The organism is Curtobacterium sp. AC268, from assembly GCF_979258745.1.
Window position 1 is genome coordinate 1200006 of record NZ_OZ409878.1, and the last position, 19491, is coordinate 1219496.

Genomic DNA, 19491 nt, shown 5'->3' on the forward strand with positions numbered 1-19491 from the left:
CCCTCACGTGAGGGTAGAGTCGTACTCGTGAGCACCAGCGACGTCCCCGACACGATGCACATCGGCGAACTCGCCGACCGCGCCGGCATGTCCCTGCGCACCATCCGGCACTATGACGAGGTCGGGCTGCTCGTACCGAGCGGCCGCACCACCGGCGGGTTCCGGGTCTACACGGCGCAGGACCTCGAACGGTTGCTCGTGATCCGCCGGATGAAGCCGCTCGGGTTCACGCTCGACGAGATGGCCGAGCTCCTCCGGGTGGTCGACGCCCTCGCGACGAAGGACCCCGAGGACGAACCAGCGCTGGCGGCCCGCCTCGACGCGTACCTCGAGGACGCCCGAGCCCGCCACGCCAAGCTCGTCGAACGGGCCGGCATGGCCGAGGAGTTCATCGGCACGCTCGGGTCACTCCGCGCTTCGCTCCCCTGAACCCTCGAGCACGCCGGCCGCGATGAGACGACTCCGTTCCCGCTTGGCCTCGGCCATCTCCTCCATCATCGCCCGCAGCCGATCGTGCTCGGCGATCACCCGACGTGCTCGCCATGGCCGGAACCAGTGCCGTCTGCGCACGTTCGCCTTCCACTCCTCGTCCCGCCGCACGAACAAGGCCTTCACCGGGTCCCGTTGCGTCATGTCTGCTCCTCTTCCGTCACCAGTTCCAGCACGAGCTTGCCGATGACCTCGTCGGCCTCGCGAAGAACCTGCATGTTGTACATCGCTCCCGCGACGAGTCTCCCGATCTCGACACGACCCACGTCCGCGTCCGTGACGTGGTCGACCACCCAGACGAATCGTGACCAAGCCCGGTCGCGCTGTTCACGCGCGACGTCCCGCCGCCACCGGATGACCGCCCACAGCCCACCGACGAACGCCACGAGCAGCGTGAACGCCGTCGTGCACAGTGCCGCCACCACCACCGCGACCGCCGCAGGCGGCCAGGTCGCGAGCTCCCCTGTCCCCGTCCCCACCCGGTCCCCCTCTCGTCCCGCGACCCGGCCACGTCGAGAACGCTACGGAGTCCACGCGCGCCGCCACGGGCCTCCCGGCATTCGGTGGAGAACGCCGGTCGCAGGCGGCCGTGTGGAGGAAGGAACCCTGCCGCCCACGCCCCCGGACGCAGGCGGTTAGACTCGACCACCGTGATCGAACGCACCCGCATCGCCGACCTGGCAGCCCTCCCCGACGGTCCCGTCTCCGTGGCCGGATGGGTCGAGACCGTCCGAGACCAGAAGAAGGTGCAGTTCGTCGTGCTGCGCGACGAGACCGGCGCCGTCCAGCTCGTGAACCCGGCGACGCGCGAGGCCGAGGACGGCGACGACGCCGCACAGTCCGCGCTCGCGACCACCAACGAGATCTCCGGCCTGGCGCACGGCACCTTCGTGCACGTCACGGGCACGCTGAAGCACGACGAGCGCGTCAAGCTCGGCGGGCTCGAGGTCAAGATCGGCGCGCTGCAGGTGGTGAGCGCCGCGATCCCGGAGACCCCGATCGCCGACGACTCGTCGCTCGACAAGCGTCTCGACTGGCGTTTCCTCGACCTGCGCAACCGCAAGCAGAACCTGATCTTCCGCATCCAGACGACGCTGGAGCACGCGTTCCGCACGTACTGGGTCGACCGCGACTACATCGAGATCCACACCCCGAAGCTCATGGCGTCGGCGTCCGAGTCGCGCGCCGAGCTGTTCCAGCTCGAGTACTTCGAGACGACCGCCTACCTGGCCCAATCGCCGCAGAACTTCAAGCAGATGGCACAGCCGGCCGGCTTCGGTGCCGTGTTCGAGATCGCCGACGCCTTCCGCGCCGACCCGTCGTTCACGAGCCGCCACGCGACCGAGTTCACCAGCGTCGACGCCGAGTTCTCGTGGATCGAGTCCCACGAGGACGTCATGGCGATGCACGAAGAGGTCCTGGTCGCCGGCATCACCGCCGTCAAGGAGAAGTACGGCAAGGACATCGCCGAGGTCTTCGGCTTCGAGCTGCAGGTCCCCGCGACGCCGTTCCCCCGCGTGACCCTGGCCGACGCGCGCAAGATCGTCGCCGACAGCGGCTACGACGTCGTCCGCGCCGACGGTGACCTGGACCCCGAGGGCGAACGCCGCGTCGCCGCCTGGGCGAAGGAGCACCACGGCTCCGAGTTCGTGTTCGTCACCGAGTACGACGCCTCGATCCGGCCGTACTACCACATGCGGAAGCCCGGCGACCCGTCGGTCACCAACAGCTACGACCTCATCTTCAACGGCGCCGAGATCTCCACGGGTGCCCAGCGTGAGCACCGCGTCGACGTGCTCGAGGCGCAGGCCGTCGAGAAGGGCCTCGACCCGGAGGAGCTCGGCTGGTACCTCGACTTCTTCCGCTACGGCGTCCCGCCGCACGGTGGCTTCGGCATGGGCCTCGCGCGCGTGCTGATGCTCATGCTCGGTGAGCCCTCGATCCGCGAGGTCACGTACCTGTTCCGTGGCCCGACGCGCCTGACCCCGTAGGTCCCGCGCTGCGCGGCGCCGCCGCGCGCACACGGTGAGCAGCAATGGTCGCCTCCCGATGCGGGAGGCGACCATTGCTGCTCACGAAGCGCGCGACGCGCAGCGCCGACGGCGCGACTGGAGGCCCGGCTCAGCTCTGCCAGTCGATGGCGGCCCGTGCCGTGACCAGTTCGCGGATCGCCGCTGCCGCGGCCTGGTGCTCCGGGTGCACCTGGTACGCATCGAGCCCGGCGAGGTCGTCGAAGCTGGCGACCACGGCGACGTCGTGGTTCTTGTCCGGGTAGGCGACGTTCTCGACGACCTCGAGCGAGCGGATCGACTCGACGGTGCCGACCAGACCGGTCAGGAGTTCGCGGATGCGGGCGATCGACGCGGTGCGGTCGAGATCGGTCCGCAGGGACCAGGAGACGACGTGGGAGATCATGCGCGGGCCTCGGCCTTCTCGAGCGCACGTGCGAGCCGGTCGGCGTCGACGTGCCAGTTGCTGTGGACGCGCCCGTCGATCAGCACGACGGGGATGTCCTCCGCGTACTCCTGGCGGAGGGCGTCGTCGTCGAGGATCGAGCGTTCCTGCAGGGTGACCCCCGGGTGGTCGGCGACGACGCGTTCGACCACGGGTCGGGCGTCGTCGCAGAGGTGGCATCCGGGCTTCGTCAGGAACGTCACTGCGGGCATGGTCCCAGCGTAGTCCGGGAACGCGAAAGCCCCGGCGAACCGGGGCTTCTCGTGCAGGTCCTCCGACCTGCGCAGACCTGTGAGGGTCTACTTCTTGTTGCGGCGCTGGTGACGCGTCTTGCGAAGGAGCTTGCGGTGCTTCTTCTTCGCCATGCGCTTACGACGCTTCTTGATGACAGAACCCATGTGGACCTCGCTCGGACTGATGCTGATGTACGGACACCGGGCCGAAGAGACCGCGGAAAATCAACCTGCCCGAGTCTACCGGCTGCCCGCTGTGATGTCGAACGCGCGCTCAGCCGACGTCCGCCACGCCACCGCGCAGCACGTCGGCGACGGCCGACTCGGGGACGCGGAAGGAGCGGCCGAAGCGGATGGCGGGGAGCTCACCGGCGTGCACCATCCGGTACACGGTCATCTTCGAGACGCGCATCATCTCGGCGACCTCAGCGACGGTGAGGAAGCGCACGTCGTCGAAACTGCCGGTCATGGTCCGCCTTCGGGGCTCGCACGCGCGCTGCGCACGGGAGTGGTGTGACCTGTGTGGTCAGTGGCAACTGTAGAGGCGCGTGCGACCCGGTGTCCAGGATCAGTCCGCGGCCGGTGCGCACCGGCCGCGCCGGGGGCTCAGTCCTCGTCGCCCCGGCGGGTGAAGCGCTTGCGACTGCGGTCGACGACGCGCTCCCAGCCCTGCTGCGCTCCGGAGAGCGCCGCGGTGGCCCGGTACGACGCCTCGGCCATCACACGGCCGAGTTCGGTGCCGACCTCGACGGTCGCCTTGCCGGCCGTGCCGTTCCGGCGGATCGACACGGGCTGGCCGTCCGGTGTCCACGCGGTGGTGGCCGGGGTGCCGTCGGCGTCGACCGCGCCCGTGAACGGCAGGACCCAGTCCTCCAGGTGCACGAGCGGCTCCGGGTCGAGCCGGTAGTAGCGGTGCTGCCCTTCTTCGCGACTGGTGACGAGACCGATGTCGCGCAGGACACGCAGGTGCTTCGACACCGTGGGCTGGCTGACCCCGAGGCGTTCGACGAGCTGGCCGACGCTGAGCTCCCCGCCGGTGACGTCCGAACCGTAGGCGGACAACAGCGTGCCGAGCAGCTCGCGCCGGGTCGGGTCCGCCACGACGGAGAAGATGTCGGCCATGGGGCAAGGCTAGCCGGGGCACCACGGATGTACCATGACGAACCGTCCCGGCCCATGTCCTCGGAGGCATACGCATGCTCGACCGAACCGAGCCGATCCCGCACCACGTGAGTGTCGGCCGACGGCGCGCGAGCCGGATCGCGACGGTGCTGCGCTCGTCGCCGTCCCGACTGGCGATCGTCGTGTTCATCGCGCTGATCTTCCTGTTCACGGTGGCCTTCATGACGCCGTGGGCCACGGCGGACCGCAGCAGCACCCACTTCGCGGACGCCCTCTTCACCGCGGCGTCGGTGGTCTGCGTCACCGGGCTGTCCACGGTCGACATGGCGACGCACTGGTCGGTCTTCGGCAAGGTCCTGGTGGTCATCGGCACCCAGATCGGCGCCGTCGGGGTCCTGACCTTCGCGTCGATCCTCGGACTGTTCGTCACCCGGAAGCTCGGCCTGCGCGCGAAGCTCATGGCGGCCGGCGACTCGAACCCGCTCCGCACCCACCACGGCGCCGTGCCCGAGGGGCAGGCCGTCCGGCTCGGCGAGGTCGGCACCCTGCTCGCGACGGTGGCGGTGAGCACCCTGTCGATCGAGATCGTCCTCGGCCTGCTGCTCCTGCCGTCGGTGCTCATCGCCGGCATCCCGTTCTGGACCGCGGTCGGCGACTCGTTCTACTACGCGGCGATGGCCTTCACGAACACCGGGTTCTCGCCGAACGCCGACGGCCTCGACCCGTTCGCCCACGACTACTGGTTCCTGACGCTGCTCATGATCGGTGTCGTGGCGGGGTCCATCGGGTTCCCGGTGATCCGTGCCCTCACGAAACAGCTGCGCACCCCGCGGCGCTGGCCGATCCACGTCAAGCTCACCCTGGCGACGAGCGCGGTCCTGCTCCTCGGCGGCGCGGTCGTCTACACAGCACTCGAGGCGTCGAACCCGACGACCTTCGGCGAAGAAGGAGCGGGGCGCACCGCGTTCCAGGCGCTCTTCCTGTCGACGATGACCCGCTCCGGCGGGTTCTCGCTCGTCGACTTCGACCAGCTCAACGGCTCGAGCCTGCTCGTCACGGACATGCTCATGTTCATCGGTGGCGGATCCGCCTCGACGGCCGGCGGCATCAAGGTGACGACCCTCGCGGTGCTGTTCCTGGCCGCGGTCGCCGAGGCGCGCGGCCGCCAGAGCATGGAGGCCTTCGGTCGCCGGATCCCGAGCGACGTCCTGCGGGTCGCGGTGGCCATCGTGCTCTGGGGAGCGACGATCGTGGCCGTCGCGACCGTGGTGCTCCTGCAGATCACCGACGACTCGCTCGACCGCGTGCTGTTCGAGGTGATCTCGGCGTTCTCGACCAGCGGCCTGTCCTCCGGCGTGTCCGCGAACCTGCCGGAATCGGGCAAGTACGTGCTCGCCGCCACCATGTTCCTCGGCCGGGTCGGTACAGTGACCATCGCCGCTGCCCTGGCCGCCAGCCAGAGCCGGCAACTGTTCCGCCGTCCCGAGGAGAGGCCGATCGTTGGCTGACCGCACCCGTTCGTCGCACCAGCACGGTGCCATCAGTCACGACGCTCCCGTCCTCGTCATCGGGCTCGGTCGCTTCGGGGCCGCCACCGCCGGGCAGCTCGAACGCCAGGACCGCGAGGTGCTCGTCGTCGACACCGACGCCGGACTGGTGCAGAAGTGGTCCGACCGGGTCACCCACGCGGTGCAGGCGGACGCGACCGACATCGACGCGCTCCGGCAGATCGGCGCGCAGGACTTCGCCATCGCCGTCGTCGGCACGGGCAGCGACCTGGAGTCGAGCGTGCTCATCACGGCGAACCTGGTCGACCTCGGCGTCCCCCAGATCTGGGCGAAGGCGATCAGCCGCTCGCACGGCACGATCCTGTCCCGCATCGGCGCCAACCACGTCGTCTACCCCGAGCGCGAGGCCGGCGAGCGCACGGCGCACCTGGTCTCCGGCCGGATGCTCGACTTCATCGAGTTCGACGACGACTTCGCCGTGGTCAAGATGTTCCCGCCGCGCGCGGTCCGCGGCAAGGACCTCGCCACCACCGTGATCCGCACCCGCTTCGGCCTGACCGTGCTCGGCATCAAGCCGCCCGGCAACCCGTTCGTGCCGGCGACGCCGGACAGCGTCATCGGCGAGGACGACGTCATCATCGTCTCGGGTTCCGAGACCGACCTGGAGCGCTTCGCCGCGTACGAGTAGCGACCACCGGACGGACGGGAGGCCCGTGGCGGCGTCGCCCCGGGCCTCCCGTCCGCACTGTGGCTGCGTCCACGACACGGTGTGCGTCTACGACGCGGCGATCTCCTCGGCACGCGCGATCGCGGCACGCGATGCGCGCAGCAGCGTGTCCGCCAGGTCGGCGTCCTGCAGCACCGCGACGGCACGCTCCGTCGTGCCCTTCGGGCTCGTCACCGCACGGCGCAGGTCGGCGGGCTCACGGCCCGACCGCTCGAGCAGCTCGACCGCGCCGCGGACGGTGCCCTGCACCATCGTCGCCGCCTGCTCGTGGGTGAACCCGAGCTCCTCGGCGGCACGCTGCCACTGCTCGACCAGCAGGAAGACGTAGGCGGGACCGGAGCCGGACACGGCGGACAGCGCGTCGAGCTGCTCCTCCGGCACCTCGATGACCTCGCCCGAGGCGGTGAACACCGACGACGCCAGTGCGACGGCCTCGGCGTCGGCCGAGGTGCCCGCGCTGATGCCGGTGACGCCCAGGCCGACGCCGATCGGGGTGTTCGGCAGGGCGCGGACGACGCGGACGCCGGCGGGCACCCGAGCCTCCATGCTCGCGGTGGTGGTGCCGACGGCGACGCTGACCAGGACGGCACCGGGCTCCAGATCGTCGGCGACCTCGTCGAGCAGGTCCGCGATCATGTACGGCTTCACGCCGACCACGACGAGGGCCGCGCCACGGACGGCCGCCCGGTTGGCGTCGGGGTCGGTGTCGCTCGCGGTGGCGTCGAGGCCGCGCTCCCGGTGGGCAGCAGCGGACGCCTCCGACTTCGTGGTGAGGGTCACGGTGGCCGGGTCGAGTCCCGCGGCGAGCAGGCCGTCGAGGACCGCGCCGGACATGGAGCCGACGCCGAGCAGGGCGGTGCGGGGCAGGTCGATCGTCATGCTCCCGACCCTACCGACGCGACCCGCCTAGGATCGTGTCGCAGACCACGAGAAGGGGACAGCTGTGAGCGCTTCCGGAGGCACGAAGGCGATCTTCGCCGCACTCGGTGCCAACATCGGCATCGCGATCGTGAAGTTCATCGCGGCGGCGATCAGCGGATCGGCGTCGATGCTGGCCGAGGGCGTGCACTCCCTGGCCGACTCCGCGAACCAGCTCCTGCTGCTGCTCGGTGGCCGCAAGGCCCGGCGAGCGGCGGACCAGGAGCACCCCTTCGGCTACGGGCGTGAACGCTACGTGTACGCGTTCGTCGTCTCCATCATCCTGTTCTCGGTCGGCGGTGTCTTCTCGCTCTACGAGGGCATCGAGAAGCTCGCCCACCCGCACCCGCTCGAGAACTGGTGGCTCCCCCTCGTCGTGCTCGTCATCGCCATCGGTCTCGAGGGCTTCTCGCTCCGCACCGCCCTGCACGAGGCCCGACCGCAGAAGGGTTCGCAGAGCTGGGTGCAGTTCGTGCGCCGTGCGAAGGCCCCCGAACTGCCCGTCGTGATGCTCGAGGACACCGCGGCCCTGCTCGGCCTGGTCTTCGCCCTGTTCGGCGTCGGCCTGACGGCGATCACCGGCAACGGGGTGTTCGACGCGATCGGCACGATGCTCATCGCGGCGCTGCTCATCGCGGTCGCGGTGGTGCTCGGCATCGAGACGAAGAGCCTGCTCGTCGGCGAGGGCGCGACCGCCGCCGACGTCGAGCGCATCAAGCAGGCGGTGCTCGACGGCCCCGAGGTCGACGCGATCATCCACCTGAAGACCCTGTACCTCGGACCGGACGAGCTGATGGTCGGCGTGAAGGTCGCCGTCGACGGGGACCGCCGACTCGGCGACGTCGCCGCCGGCATCGACACCGTCGAGCAGCGTGTCCGGAGCGCCGTACCGATCGCCCGGGTGATCTACGTCGAACCGGACGTCCTGCGCACCGGGCCGCAGCCGCCGACCGAAGCGATCGTCATCCTCGCCGCGGACTGAAGAAGTCGTCGAGCAGCTCGGCACACGCCTGCTCGAGCACGCCCCCGATGACCTCGGAGCGGTGCGGCAGCCGGCGGTCCCTGGCGATGTCGTAGACGCTGCCGCTGGCGCCCGCCTTCGGGTCCCACGCGCCGAACACGACCCGGGGCACCCGTGCTGCCATGACGGCGCCAGCGCACATCGGGCAGGGCTCGAGCGTCACCACGAGCGTGTGCTCCTCGAGGTGCCAGTCCCCCGTCACCGCCGCCGCGGCGCGAAGAGCCAGGACCTCGGCGTGGGCCGTCGGGTCCTGCCGCGCCTCGCGCTCGTTCCGGCCGGTGGCGACCACGACGCCGTCGCGGTCGAGCACCACCGCGCCGACCGGCACGTCGTCGGTCTCCAGGCACCGTCGGGCCTCGTCGAGCGCACGCTCCATCGCCGGGACGAACGGGCGGGCTGCGGGCTCCTCCACGGGACCTCCTGACGGTCGGCGGCACGCTAGGCTCGACCCTATGCGAGTCCACGTCGCCGACCACCCGCTCATCACCCACAAGCTCTCGGTGCTCCGCGACCGTACGACGCCCTCCCCCACGTTCCGCGCCCTGACCGAGGAGCTCGTCACGCTCCTCGCGTACGAGGCCACGCGGGGCGTCCGGGTCACGGCGACGCCGATCGACACGCCGGTGGCGCACACCATGGGCGTCGCGATCGCCAAGCCGCGGCCGCTCGTCGTCCCGATCCTCCGCGCCGGGCTCGGCATGCTCGAGGGCATGGTCAAGCTCGTCCCGACGGCCGAGGTCGGCTTCCTCGGCATGGCCCGCAACGAGGAGACGCTCGAGCCGCAGACCTACGCCGAGCGCCTGCCCGACGATCTGTCCGGTCGGCAGTGCTTCGTGCTCGACCCGATGCTCGCCACCGGTGGCACCCTCGCCGCCGCGATCGACTTCCTGTTCGCCCGCGGCGCGCAGGAGGTCACGTGCGTGTGCATCCTCGGTGCCCCCGAGGGGCTCGCCATGGTCGAGCAGGCCGTCGGCGACCGCAACGTCTCGATCGTCCTCGGTGCGCTCGACGAGAAGCTCGACGAGAACGGGTACATCGTCCCGGGCCTCGGCGACGCCGGCGACCGCCTCTACGGCCTGGCCGAGTAGCGCAGACCCGACACGTCTCGGACAGGAGGCGCGGTGCCGGCTGGCACCGCGCCTCCTGTCGTTCGTGCGGTCGTGCGTCGCGTCGGCCCCACCCGCCCGTTCCGGGCGTACCCGCCTGTTCCGGGCGCACCTGCCCGTTCCGGGCGTACCAGGTCGGTTCTTTCGACCCGGTACGCCCGATTCGACTTTCCATCGCGTGCGCAATGGGAAAGAACGGGCGTGGCGCTCGACGTCCCTGCAGTCGCGCCCACCGCACCGTCCGCGCGGACGGTTGACACCGCGTTGGTATACCGCAGATACTCGTCACATGACTGCAACCGTGTCCACCCGCGTCCTCTCCGAGGCGTGCTCCTCCGCAGGGGCAGTGGGGACCGTCGGTGTGATGATGCCGACCATGCCGGTCATGCGTTGTCGAATGTGTGCCTGATCGGCACCCGTTCCAGCCGGATCCCCCGCGACACCACCCCCGTCGCGAGCGCGTGATCCCCGGGTGACGGACACCGTCGGCGACGCGCACCACGTCACGAGGTCTGTCTCCCGTTCCCCCGGGTCGGCCCCGGTCCGCAGCAGGACCGCAGGGCACATCGGCGTACCGCCGTACCCGGGATGACGCATTCGACACCGGCCGCCGCGCCACCCGCGCACCGGCCACACCGCCCGGAGAACCACCATGTCGCTGACCATCGCCCAGCCCCGCACCGCGCTCCGCACCGCACCGGCCCCGACCGACCTCGGCACCGTGACGCCGATCCGCCCGCGCCCGGCCTCCCCGGCAGCCACCGGACCGGCCACCGTGCCGACGAGCCCCGTGGTCGCACCGCAGCGGAACCGCGCGCTCCCCGAGGGCACCGAGGCCCGCGGCTTCGCCCTGTACGTCGGCATCGACGAAGCGAAGGCCGCAGCCGCCGGCACGACCCTGGCCGCGGTGGTCGAGCAACTGAAGGCCCTCACCGCGCAGCTCGTCCCGTCGTCCGAGACCTACGCGGCCGTCGCCGTCGCCGCCGAGCACTCCGGTGGCCGTGACGTCGACGTCGTCCGGCTCGCCCTGCAGGACCGCTCCGCGGTGGCCGCCCGCAAGCAGGCCGAGAAGCCCGAGCCCGAGGAGACCGGTGTCGTCATCGACATCTCGCGGAAGCGCGTGACCCTCGACGGCGAAGCGGCACCCCTGACCTACAAGGAGTTCGAACTCCTGCAGTTCCTGGTCCTCCGCGAGGGCCAGACCGTCGACCGTTCCGCGATCATCGAGGGCCTCTGGTCGGACGGCGAGGACGAGACCCCGAACGAGCGCACCATCGACGTGCACGTGCGTCGGCTCCGCTCCAAGCTCGGCGCGTTCGAGGAGATCGTCCGCACCGTGCGCGGCGTCGGCTACCGCTTCGACCGGCACGCGGACGTCGCCGTGCGGTACGCGTCGACCCCGTCGCCCGACCTCTTCTGAGCCTGATCGACTGCTCTTGGTGAACTCGCAGCGAACCGGCCCCGGAGAGGCTGGCGCGCCGTTACCGCTTCGTTATACAGTCGGTGGTGCAGACGGTGTTTGCTGTGGCACCGCCTGCGGAATGTGATTGCAGGAAACTCTTGGTGCAAGGGAGAGGGCCGGTCGCCGACAGGCGGCCGGCCCTCGTGCATGTCGCCCGGTCCCTGTCGGACCCCGTCGGTAGTGTGGTCAGACCGTACGACCGGAGGGAACGCGAACGTGAGCGAGACACGCCGCAGTGAGAAGGCGACCGCCGTCGCCGCCTGGGAAGCGCTCTTCCGCGCCCAGGTCGCCGTGATGCGGAGTCTCAACGCGGACTTCCCCGGCGACGAGATCTCGTTCAACGAGTACGACGTCTGCTTCAACCTGTCGACCCAGCCCGGCCGCCGCTGCCGGATGCGCGACCTCACCGGGCACCTGCTCCTCACCCAGCCGAGCGTCAGCCGCCTGGTCGACCGGCTCCTCGCCCGCGGCATCGTCGAGAAGCAGCCGGACCCCACCGATGCCCGCGGTGTGATCGTGGCGCTGACCCCGCACGGCTTCGACGTCTACCGGCAGGTCGCCGTGCAGCACGCGGCGAGCATCGCGCAGCAGGTCGGTGCCGGGCTGTCCGACCCCGAACTGCGCACCCTCACCGAACTCTGCACGAAGCTCCGGCTGGCGGTCGGCACGGCACCGGGCCGGCGATCGACGACCCGCCCGGTGGCTGCTCCGGATGCGGCGACGGTGTGACCGGCGCGATCGTCTGGCTCCGTGACGACCTGCGGCTGTCGGACAACCCCGCGCTCCGTGCGGCGATCGACCACGGTGGCGACGTCACCGTGGTGGTCGTCCTCGACGAGCAGTCCCCGGGGCTCCGGCCGATCGGTGCCGCGAGCCGCTGGTGGCTGCACCAATCGCTGACCGCCCTCGACGCCGACCTGCGCGAACGGGGTTCCCGGCTGGTCCTCCGACGCGGTGCCGCGGCGACGGTCATCGACCAGCTCGTCGCCGACACCGGTGCGGACGCCGTGTACTGGAACCGTCGGTACGGTGCCGTCGAGCGGGACATCGACGCCGGCATCAAGGCGGCCCTGCACGACCGTGGCGTCGAGGCGCACAGCTTCGCCGCGAACCTGCTCTGGGAACCGTGGACCGTGCTCACCGGGCAGGGCGAGCCGTACAAGGTCTTCACCCCGTTCTGGAACGCCGTCCAGGCTCTGCCCGAACCGCGCCACCCCCTGCCCGACCCCGACGACCTGCCCGCTGCGGCCGACGTCACCGGTGATGCTCTGACCGACTGGGCACTGCTGCCCACGAAGCCCGACTGGGCCGGCGGGCTCCGTGACGCCTGGACCCCGGGTGAGCACGGCGCCCAGCAGCAGCTCGAGCACTTCGTCGAGCACGCGCTCGAGGACTACGACCAGCGCGACGAGCCCGCGATGGAAGCCACCAGCAGCCTGTCGCCGTTCCTGCGTTGGGGCGAGATCAGCCCGTACCAGGTGTGGCACCGCCTGCACGAGCGGCTCGAGCCCGCGCAGCGCCAGAACGCCGCCGCGTTCCTCCGCCAGCTGGCATGGCGGGAGTTCAACTGGAACGAGTACTTCCACTGCGACGACATCGCCACCGTCAACGTCCGTCGGAACTTCGACGCGTTCCCGTGGCGTGACCCGGAAGCGGCCGAGCTCGACCGCTGGCGGCAGGGCCTGACCGGCTTCGACCTGGTCGACGCGGGCATGCGCGAGCTCTGGCACAGCGGCGCCATGCACAACCGGGTGCGGCTGGCGGCCGGGAGCTTCCTCGTGAAGAACCTGCTCGTCGACTGGCGCGTCGGGGAACAGTGGTTCTGGGACACCCTGGTCGACGCCGACCCCGCCAACAACGCGGCGAACTGGCAGTGGGTCGCGGGCTCCGGCTTCGACGCCGCCCCGTACTTCCGTGTCTTCAACCCCGACCGGCAACTCGAGCGCTTCGACCCGCACCGCGAGTACGTCCACCGCTGGGTCCCCGCCGACGAGCTGCGCCCCGAGCCGATGGTCGACCTGAAGGCGTCGCGGCAGCGGGCGCTCGATGCCTACGAACGGATGCGTCGATCGTGACCGGGTCGCACCCCGCGGTCGCCGCCGTCGTCGACCAGGTCGACGAGCTGTTCCGTGCTCGTGTCGAACAGGGCATCGCGCCGAGCAGCGTGTGGGGCGTGTTCGACCGCTCCGGGCTCGTCGCGTCCGGTGGGCACGGCGACCGCGGGGACGGCCGTCGACCGGACGCCGACACCGTCTACCGCATCGCCTCCTGCACCAAGAGCGTCACCGCCGCGACCCTGCTGACCCTCGTCGCACGGCGTGCGCTCGACCTCGACGCGCCGATCACCGACTTCGTGCCGGCGTTCGGCGCCGTCACCCTGCCGACCCCGGACTCCCCCGTCCCCACGGTGCGGATGCTGCTGACGATGTCGGCGGGCTTCCCCACCGACGATCCCTGGGCCGACCGGCAGGAGTCGATCTCGGACGCCGAGCTCGACGAGGTCCTGCGCGGCGGCCTGCTGTTCGACTCGCTGCCCGGCACCCGCTTCGCCTACTCGAACCTCGGCTACGCGCTGCTCGGCCGGGTCGTCGCCGTCGTGACGGGGAGGCCCTTCACCGCGGCCGCCGAAGAGACCGTGCTCCGTCCCCTCGAGCTCACCGACACGGTGTTCAGCGCCGACGAGTCCACCGGGTTCGTCGTCACCGGTGTCCGCGGCCACCAGGGCGGTTGGGAACCCCTGCCGATGACGGGCCCCGGCGCGTTCTCGTCGATCGGCGGGCTCTTCTCGACCGTCCGCGACCTGGCGCGCTGGGCGACGCACCTCGGTTCGGCGTTCTCCGCAGCGCCGGAACCCGGCCCGGTCTCCCCGCAGATCGCCGGCTCATGCAGCAGGCGATGCGGGTCGTCCCGTCGTCCGTCGTCCCGGGTTCGGCCCGCGCGACGGCGTACGGCTTCGGGCTGTTCGTCGAGCAGGACGACCGCTTCGGCGAGCTCGTCTCGCACTCCGGCGGCTACCCGGGCTTCTCCGCGCACATGCGGTGGTCCGTGCGCGACGGCCTCGGGGTCGTCGCGTTCGAGAGCGCGACGCAGGCCAAGGTGTCCGCGGCCGCACAGCAGGCGCACGACCTCGTGCTCGACGCGGCGCTGACGGCCCGGACACCCGGCCCATCGGACGCCGGCACCGACGTGACCGGAGCGACCAGCGGGGTGGCGGCGACCACCCGCGCGACGCGGGTCGCCCAGGCCGCCGTGACGCGCCTCCTGGCCGACTGGCACGACGACCTGGCGGACGCGATCTGCACGCCGAACGTGGCCATGGACGTGCCCTACGACCGCCGACGGCGGGCGGTGGCGCAGGCCGTCGCCGATGTCGGCGCCGACCTCGGCGCCGCACCGGTGTCCGAGTACTCGGCGACGCCGTCGCACCTGCGCTGGTGGCTCCCCGGCACCTGCGGGCGACTGCGCGTCGAGATCCGGCTCGCACCCGCAGCCGCGGGGCGCGTCCAGACCCTGAACGTCGTCGCCGAACCGTCGGAGCACTGACCGAGCGCTGACCCGACCGAGCGCTGACCAGGCGGTGCCACGTGGGTACCCCGGCTCAGACCGGCGGTCGACCGCCCACGAAGCCGAGTGCCCGCGCGGCGACCCGGGTGCCCTCGCGGGCTGCCGCACCGACGCGGACCGGATCCGTCGCCCACGCACGGACGAACCCGGCGACGAAGGCATCCCCGGCGCCGATGGTGTCGACGACGGTCGCCGGTGTCGCGGGGACCCGGTGGACGCTGCGGCCGCGGCGCCCGATGAGCGCGCCGTCGGCCCCGGCCGTGACGACGACCAGTGGGACGTGCTCCGTCAGCCGCCGCACCGCGGAGTCGAGGTCGTCGCCCCCGCCGAGGGCGAGCGCCTCGTGCTGGTCGGGGAAGAGCACGTCGACGCCCCGCAGGGCGTGGAGGAACCGGTCGGCGCCGATCGTCTCGATCACCGCCACCGACGAGGGGTCCACCGCCACGCGCGCCGGCCCCGTCCGGGCGCACGCCACCAGGTCGGCGAGCCGGTCGGCCCCGCCGCCGAGCATGGCGGCCCCGGTCAGGTGCACGATGTCGGCGCGGGCGACCACCGACGGCGGGACGTCGGCGGCACTGATCTTCCCGCTCGCGGCGGGGTCGGACATCGCGGTGCGACCGTGGTCGTTGCGGACCGAGACGACGACCCCGGTGGACGTCATCGCGTCGTAGCGCAGGTGGGCGCGGACCCCGGCGTCCTCGAGCGCGCGCTCGTGGCGGTAGACGTCGTCGACCCCGACCCGGGCGACGACGTCGACCTCGGCCCCGAGCCAGCCGAGCCAGGTGGCCGTGTTGCCACCGGCGCCGGTCGGACGGTGGCGGATCTCCGCAGCGGGGTCGTGCACCCCGATCCGGTGTGCGGTGGTGTGCACGAGGACACCGTCCAGGACGTCGCCGACGACCAGGAAGCGTTTTCCGGCGCCACGACGGCGACCCGTGAGCACCCGTCCGGCGCGGGTCCCCTCGGGCCGGGATGGCGGCGGAGCACCCTCGTACGGCATGGACATCCAGAACAGTGTACCCGGAGCCGAGTTTTTCTCCGTTTCTATCGGTGAAAACGGAGGTTTCCAAGAGGGATCACACACGACGACCATGGTGTCACTGAAATACTGCCTGCTAGTATGTGGGCGGTCGCGCGACCACCGCCCAGACGACGGAGATGCCATGCCCAGGAAGCCCGACCCCACCCGCAAGCCCGCGATCCTCCAGAAGGTCGTCGACCACTTCGTCGAGACCAAGATCGAGGACGTCACGGTCCGGGGGCTCGGCCGCGTGCTCGGGACGAGTGCCTACCCGGTCGTCTACCACTTCGGCTCACGCGAAGCCCTGATCGACTCCGTCGTCGAACACCTGGCGGCCTCGCGGCCGGTGGCGACGCTCGACCCCGACGCCGACGCGGACGCCCTCGCCGATCACCTGGTCGCGGCCTTCGGTGGGCTCGATGACCCGCACCGTGCGCTGGCCGCGCGACTCACCTTCGAACTCGGATCGGTCGAGTCCCTCGACGGACGCGACCGCCAGCGCCGCGCGCACCGCTGCCACGTGGCGGCCATCCGGGCGTGGTGCCGGGCACACGGTGCCGACCCCGTCCTCGCCGAACGTGCGGCACAGGACACGGTGATGGCCGCCCGCGGAGCCCAGTGGAGCGCGCTCGTCGACCGCGCGCACACCGAGGCCGACGACGCACTGCGTCGCATCGCCCACGACCTGGCTTCGAGCACGACCGGCGCCGACCGCGCGCTGCGCGCGACCGCGACAGAGAACCGGTCGCGGACCCGGTGACGGCGTGCGGTCCGGAACGGCACCCGGACCACGAACGGGAGGCACGGTGCCAGCTGGCACCGTGCCTCCCGTTCGTCAGGTGGTCACCGTGGTGACCCGCCGACGCGGATCAGAGCGTGACGAACCGCTGCGACTTCGCGTTCTCGAAACGAGCGGCGACGTTCTCCCAGTCGACGATGTTCCAGACGGCCTTGACGTAGTCCGCCTTGACGTTCAGGTAGTCGAGGTAGAAGGCGTGCTCCCACATGTCGAGCATGAAGATCGGGACCAGACCGAACGGGATGTTGCCCTGCTGGTCGAAGAGCTGGAACGTGGTGAGCTTCTGGCCCACGGTGTCCCAGGCCAGCACGGACCAGCCGGAGCCCTGGATGCCGTTCGCGACGGCGGCGAACTGCGCCTGGAACTTCTCGAACGAACCGAAGAACTCGTCGATCGCCGCGGCGAGCTCGCCCTCGGGGACCTTCGTGTCCGGGCCGAGGTTGGTCCAGAAGATCGAGTGGTTCACGTGGCCACCGAGGTGGAACGCGAGGTCCTTCTCGAGCTTGTTGATCGCGCCGAAGTTGCCGGACTCACGGGCCTCGCCGAGCTGCTGGAGCGCGGTGTTGGCACCGGTCACGTAGGCCTGGTGGTGCTTGTCGTGGTGCAGCTGCATGATCTTGCCGCTGATGTGCGGCTCGAGCGCGGCGTAGTCGTACGGCAGTTCCGGCAGGGTGTACTCAGCCATGTGAGGTCCTTTCGATCAGTGGGGTTGTGGACGCGGCTCCGCGGCTCACGAGAGCCGGGAACGATCGGTGAGGGAGTGGAATTCCCGGTTGTGGTAGACCAGCGGCTCGCCGCGGTCGGCGCCGACGATGATGTCGAGCACCTCGGCCACGACGACGGTCGAGCTGCCGATGGGCGTCGTCGACAGCGGTCGGCAGCGGAGTGCACTCGCCGCACTCGGCAGGTAGCGGTCGCCGGACGGCAGCGTGCCCCAGATCGGGTCGTCGGCGGCCGGGCTGCCGGTCGACGCGAAGCGCTTGGCGAGTGCGACCCCGAGCGAGTCGACCAGGTGCACGACGAACAGCGGCGCACCGAGCACGACCCCGGCCGAGCCGGAGTTCGTCGAGAGCGAGAAGACCAGCACGGGCGGGTCGACGGCCACGCTCGCGACGCTCGAGGCGGTGAGGCCGGTCGGTCCGTCCGGGCCTTCGGCCGTGATGACGGCGACGCCGGCAGGGTGCCCGCGGAAGGCGGACTTGTACGCGTCGGCGATGGTTGCCGGTGCTTCGTCGGGCATGGTGATCGTGGTCGTTCCTTCGGGAGGGGCTGCCGTCACTCGGCGGCTGTCACCCAACGTATGACCTGAACCCTGGTTGAGGTCAACGATTCACAGGTTCGGGCTCGGCCGGGCGCGCCGTGGCGGCGCTTCGTGAGCAGGAATGGTCGGGTCACCGTGCGCGACCCGACCATTCCTGCTCACGAAGCGCAGCTCGCGCCCGCAGTGCGCTCGCGCGGCCGCTCAACCGCGCGGCCGCTCAGCGGCGCTTGAGCATGACGAGCGCCCCCGCGGCCGCCACCACCATGAGCACCGCGGCGACGCCCGCCGTGATCGTCACGCCGGAGTCGAAGGCCGCCCGCGCCGACTCGAGCAGCACCTGCCCGGCGCTGCCGCCGAGCTGCCCCGCCGCGGCGACCGCGCCGCCGAGGGTCTCCTGCGCCGCGACGTGCGCCGCCGAGGACAATCCGTCGGGCACCACGACGTGCGCCCGGTAGGTCGTCGCCAGGATCGTGCCGAGCACCGCGGTCCCGAGCACGGCCCCGATCTCGTACGCCGTCTCCGACATCGCCGACGCCGCACCCGCCTTGTCCGCCGGAGCCGTCGAGATGATGAGGTCGTTCGTCACCGTCTCGGACGCCCCGATCCCGATGCCGAGCAGCACGAACGCGAACGCCAGGGCGGCGATGGAGGCGTGGTGTCCGAGGACCGCGACGAGGGCGTACGCCGCCGCCGAGAACAGCAGCGCGACCGACACGACCCAGCGCGGGGCGACACGCGCCACGATCGGCACGACCGCGAGCCCGGCGACGATGGTCAGGACCGACCCCGGGATGAGCACGACGCCGGATGCGAACGGGTCGAGCCCGGCCACGAGCTGCAGGTGCTGGGCGATGAAGAACAGGAACCCGGTGAGCGAGAACATCGCCGCCAGGTTCATCAGCACGCTGCCCGTGAAGGCCGTACTGCGGAACAGCCGCAGGTCGAGCATCGGCGTGCGGGACCGCAGCTGCCGACGGACGAACGCGATGCCGCACACGACACCGACCGCGAGCATGGCGATCGCGAGGCCGCGCTCCTCGGGGTGCACGACCGACTTGATGGCCCACGCGATCGGCGCGAGGGCGCCGAGGGACAGGAACATGCTCGGCAGGTCGACCGGCCCGGGCATCGGGTCGCGGGACTCCGGCACGCAGAACGGCACGCCGACGAGCATGAGCACGAGGATCGGCACCGCGACGAGGAACACGCTGCCCCAGTGGAAGTGCGCGAGCAGCGCGCCGCCGACGAGCGGGCCGAGCGCGTTGCCGGCCGCGAACATCGTCGACCAGACGGCGAGCGCCATCCGCCGCTCCCCCGCGTCCACGAACACGTTGCGGATGATCGAGAGCGTGGCGGGCATGAGCATCGCGCCGAACACGCCCATCGCGATGCGGGCCGCGACGAGCATCCAGGCGTCGGTCGCGAAGGCCGCGGCCACCGAGAACAGTGCGAAGCCGGTCGCGCCGATCACCAGGATCCGCCGTCGACCGATGCGGTCACCGATGCTGCCCATCACGACGAGCAGGCCGGCGAGCACCAGCGGGTACGCGTCCACGATCCAGAGCTGCGTGGTGGCGTCCGGGTTCAGCGCGCGACTGATCGACGGCAGCGCGAAGCTCAGGATGGTGTTGTCGACCGAGATGAGCAGGACCGGCAGCATGAGCACGGCGAGCGCCAGGAACCGTCGGGCGCGGCTCCCGGTGACGCGGGTGGCGACGGGGCTGGTGAGCAGTGCGGACACGGCGGACTCCTGGGACTTCGAGCCGGACCAGGTCGACGGCGGGTGGTACGTGGGGCAGACGAGAC

The 19491-nt window shown here is 71.2% G+C and carries 25 protein-coding genes; 12 read left to right on the forward strand and 13 right to left on the reverse strand.

Annotated elements, in window-relative coordinates; all coding sequences use genetic code 11:
• Window positions 1-27: 27 nt before the first annotated feature.
• Window positions 28-429 carry a MerR family transcriptional regulator gene (locus tag ACZZ9K_RS05560; RefSeq protein ID WP_371830603.1) on the forward strand — a complete coding sequence of 134 codons (402 nt, stop codon included), beginning with the start codon at window positions 28-30 and terminating at the stop codon, window positions 427-429.
• On the opposite strand, the gene ACZZ9K_RS05565 is transcribed toward ACZZ9K_RS05560, so the two are convergent.
• Window positions 406-633, reverse strand: a complete 228-nt coding sequence (locus ACZZ9K_RS05565; RefSeq protein ID WP_071247424.1) for a hypothetical protein — start codon at window positions 631-633, stop codon at window positions 406-408. The two genes, ACZZ9K_RS05560 and ACZZ9K_RS05565, sit on opposite strands and share 24 nt — an antisense overlap.
• The gene (locus tag ACZZ9K_RS05570) at window positions 630-968 is read right to left on the reverse strand and encodes a hypothetical protein (protein ID WP_173034671.1); all 339 of its coding nucleotides are present in this window, start codon (window positions 966-968) and stop codon (window positions 630-632) included. The genes ACZZ9K_RS05565 and ACZZ9K_RS05570 overlap by 4 nt, the downstream gene beginning before the upstream one ends.
• A 171-nt stretch (window positions 969-1139) precedes the next feature.
• On the opposite strand from ACZZ9K_RS05570, the gene aspS reads away from it, so the two are divergent.
• Complete coding sequence (gene aspS / locus ACZZ9K_RS05575) at window positions 1140-2480, forward strand: aspartate--tRNA(Asn) ligase (RefSeq protein ID WP_027466337.1); 1341 nt, start codon at window positions 1140-1142, stop codon at window positions 2478-2480.
• A gap of 130 nt (window positions 2481-2610) precedes the next feature.
• Here aspS and ACZZ9K_RS05580 read toward each other — a convergent pair whose 3' ends face one another.
• From ACZZ9K_RS05580 to ACZZ9K_RS05600, 5 genes are all read right to left on the reverse strand, one after another.
• Window positions 2611-2904, reverse strand: coding sequence for a Dabb family protein (locus ACZZ9K_RS05580; RefSeq protein ID WP_071247431.1), 294 nt, complete (start codon window positions 2902-2904; stop codon window positions 2611-2613).
• Window positions 2901-3155, reverse strand: a complete 255-nt coding sequence (locus ACZZ9K_RS05585) for a glutaredoxin family protein (protein ID WP_071247435.1) — start codon at window positions 3153-3155, stop codon at window positions 2901-2903. The genes ACZZ9K_RS05580 and ACZZ9K_RS05585 overlap by 4 nt, the downstream gene beginning before the upstream one ends.
• 87 nt (window positions 3156-3242) lie before the next feature.
• Complete coding sequence (locus ACZZ9K_RS05590; protein ID WP_003792170.1) at window positions 3243-3341, reverse strand: 30S ribosomal protein bS22; 99 nt, start codon at window positions 3339-3341, stop codon at window positions 3243-3245.
• 109 nt (window positions 3342-3450) lie between these two features.
• Entirely contained in the window at window positions 3451-3645 is a 195-nt protein-coding gene (locus ACZZ9K_RS05595; RefSeq protein WP_017888579.1) for a helix-turn-helix domain-containing protein, read from the reverse strand.
• A 137-nt stretch (window positions 3646-3782) separates the two neighbouring features.
• Window positions 3783-4298: an ArsR/SmtB family transcription factor gene (locus ACZZ9K_RS05600; protein ID WP_463443516.1), complete on the reverse strand. Its 516-nt coding sequence runs from the start codon at window positions 4296-4298 to the stop codon at window positions 3783-3785.
• Between the two features lie 74 nt (window positions 4299-4372).
• On the opposite strand from ACZZ9K_RS05600, the gene ACZZ9K_RS05605 reads away from it, so the two are divergent.
• Window positions 4373-5806 (forward strand): TrkH family potassium uptake protein, encoded by a 1434-nt coding sequence (locus ACZZ9K_RS05605; RefSeq protein WP_027466334.1) that lies wholly within the window; start codon window positions 4373-4375, stop codon window positions 5804-5806.
• Complete coding sequence (locus tag ACZZ9K_RS05610) at window positions 5799-6494, forward strand: potassium channel family protein (RefSeq protein ID WP_216852501.1); 696 nt, start codon at window positions 5799-5801, stop codon at window positions 6492-6494. Before ACZZ9K_RS05605 ends, ACZZ9K_RS05610 begins: the two co-directional genes overlap by 8 nt.
• 87 nt (window positions 6495-6581) lie before the next feature.
• On the opposite strand, the gene proC is transcribed toward ACZZ9K_RS05610, so the two are convergent.
• Entirely contained in the window at window positions 6582-7412 is an 831-nt protein-coding gene (proC, locus tag ACZZ9K_RS05615; RefSeq protein WP_138803871.1) for a pyrroline-5-carboxylate reductase, read from the reverse strand.
• Window positions 7413-7476: 64 nt separating this feature from the next.
• On the opposite strand from proC, the gene ACZZ9K_RS05620 reads away from it, so the two are divergent.
• Window positions 7477-8433, forward strand: a complete 957-nt coding sequence (locus ACZZ9K_RS05620) for a cation diffusion facilitator family transporter (protein WP_027466331.1) — start codon at window positions 7477-7479, stop codon at window positions 8431-8433.
• On the opposite strand, the gene ACZZ9K_RS05625 is transcribed toward ACZZ9K_RS05620, so the two are convergent.
• Window positions 8414-8848, reverse strand: a complete 435-nt coding sequence (locus ACZZ9K_RS05625; protein ID WP_071247896.1) for a nucleoside deaminase — start codon at window positions 8846-8848, stop codon at window positions 8414-8416. The genes ACZZ9K_RS05620 and ACZZ9K_RS05625 overlap by 20 nt on opposite strands.
• Before the next feature lie 76 nt (window positions 8849-8924).
• Between ACZZ9K_RS05625 and upp the strand changes: the two genes are divergently transcribed.
• From upp to ACZZ9K_RS05655, 6 genes are all read left to right on the forward strand, one after another.
• Complete coding sequence (gene upp / locus ACZZ9K_RS05630) at window positions 8925-9560, forward strand: uracil phosphoribosyltransferase (RefSeq protein WP_110861591.1); 636 nt, start codon at window positions 8925-8927, stop codon at window positions 9558-9560.
• A 670-nt stretch (window positions 9561-10230) separates the two neighbouring features.
• A complete protein-coding gene (locus ACZZ9K_RS05635; protein WP_027466328.1) occupies window positions 10231-10998 on the forward strand; it encodes a winged helix-turn-helix domain-containing protein in 768 nt (255 codons plus the stop codon).
• Window positions 10999-11256: 258 nt separating this feature from the next.
• Window positions 11257-11769: a MarR family winged helix-turn-helix transcriptional regulator gene (locus ACZZ9K_RS05640; RefSeq protein WP_027466327.1), complete on the forward strand. Its 513-nt coding sequence runs from the start codon at window positions 11257-11259 to the stop codon at window positions 11767-11769.
• On the forward strand, window positions 11766-13115 hold the full coding sequence (locus ACZZ9K_RS05645) for a cryptochrome/photolyase family protein (RefSeq protein WP_138803873.1): 1350 nt from the start codon (window positions 11766-11768) through the stop codon (window positions 13113-13115). The genes ACZZ9K_RS05640 and ACZZ9K_RS05645 overlap by 4 nt, the downstream gene beginning before the upstream one ends.
• The gene (locus tag ACZZ9K_RS05650) at window positions 13112-14188 is read left to right on the forward strand and encodes a serine hydrolase domain-containing protein (protein WP_463443517.1); all 1077 of its coding nucleotides are present in this window, start codon (window positions 13112-13114) and stop codon (window positions 14186-14188) included. Before ACZZ9K_RS05645 ends, ACZZ9K_RS05650 begins: the two co-directional genes overlap by 4 nt.
• Window positions 14137-14583 carry a hypothetical protein gene (locus ACZZ9K_RS05655; RefSeq protein WP_463443518.1) on the forward strand — a complete coding sequence of 149 codons (447 nt, stop codon included), beginning with the start codon at window positions 14137-14139 and terminating at the stop codon, window positions 14581-14583. The genes ACZZ9K_RS05650 and ACZZ9K_RS05655 overlap by 52 nt, the downstream gene beginning before the upstream one ends.
• Before the next feature lie 55 nt (window positions 14584-14638).
• Here the strand turns inward: ACZZ9K_RS05655 and ACZZ9K_RS05660 are convergent, their stop codons facing one another.
• Complete coding sequence (locus ACZZ9K_RS05660; protein WP_349849383.1) at window positions 14639-15610, reverse strand: carbohydrate kinase family protein; 972 nt, start codon at window positions 15608-15610, stop codon at window positions 14639-14641.
• 157 nt (window positions 15611-15767) lie between these two features.
• On the opposite strand from ACZZ9K_RS05660, the gene ACZZ9K_RS05665 reads away from it, so the two are divergent.
• A complete protein-coding gene (locus ACZZ9K_RS05665; protein ID WP_463443519.1) occupies window positions 15768-16385 on the forward strand; it encodes a hypothetical protein in 618 nt (205 codons plus the stop codon).
• Between the two features lie 109 nt (window positions 16386-16494).
• On the opposite strand, the gene ACZZ9K_RS05670 is transcribed toward ACZZ9K_RS05665, so the two are convergent.
• From ACZZ9K_RS05670 to ACZZ9K_RS05680, 3 genes are all read right to left on the reverse strand, one after another.
• Window positions 16495-17109 (reverse strand): superoxide dismutase, encoded by a 615-nt coding sequence (locus ACZZ9K_RS05670; RefSeq protein ID WP_027466323.1) that lies wholly within the window; start codon window positions 17107-17109, stop codon window positions 16495-16497.
• A gap of 45 nt (window positions 17110-17154) precedes the next feature.
• Window positions 17155-17664, reverse strand: coding sequence for a flavin reductase family protein (locus ACZZ9K_RS05675; protein ID WP_027466322.1), 510 nt, complete (start codon window positions 17662-17664; stop codon window positions 17155-17157).
• Between the two features lie 238 nt (window positions 17665-17902).
• Complete coding sequence (locus ACZZ9K_RS05680) at window positions 17903-19426, reverse strand: MFS transporter (RefSeq protein ID WP_027466321.1); 1524 nt, start codon at window positions 19424-19426, stop codon at window positions 17903-17905.
• Window positions 19427-19491: the final 65 nt, after the last annotated feature.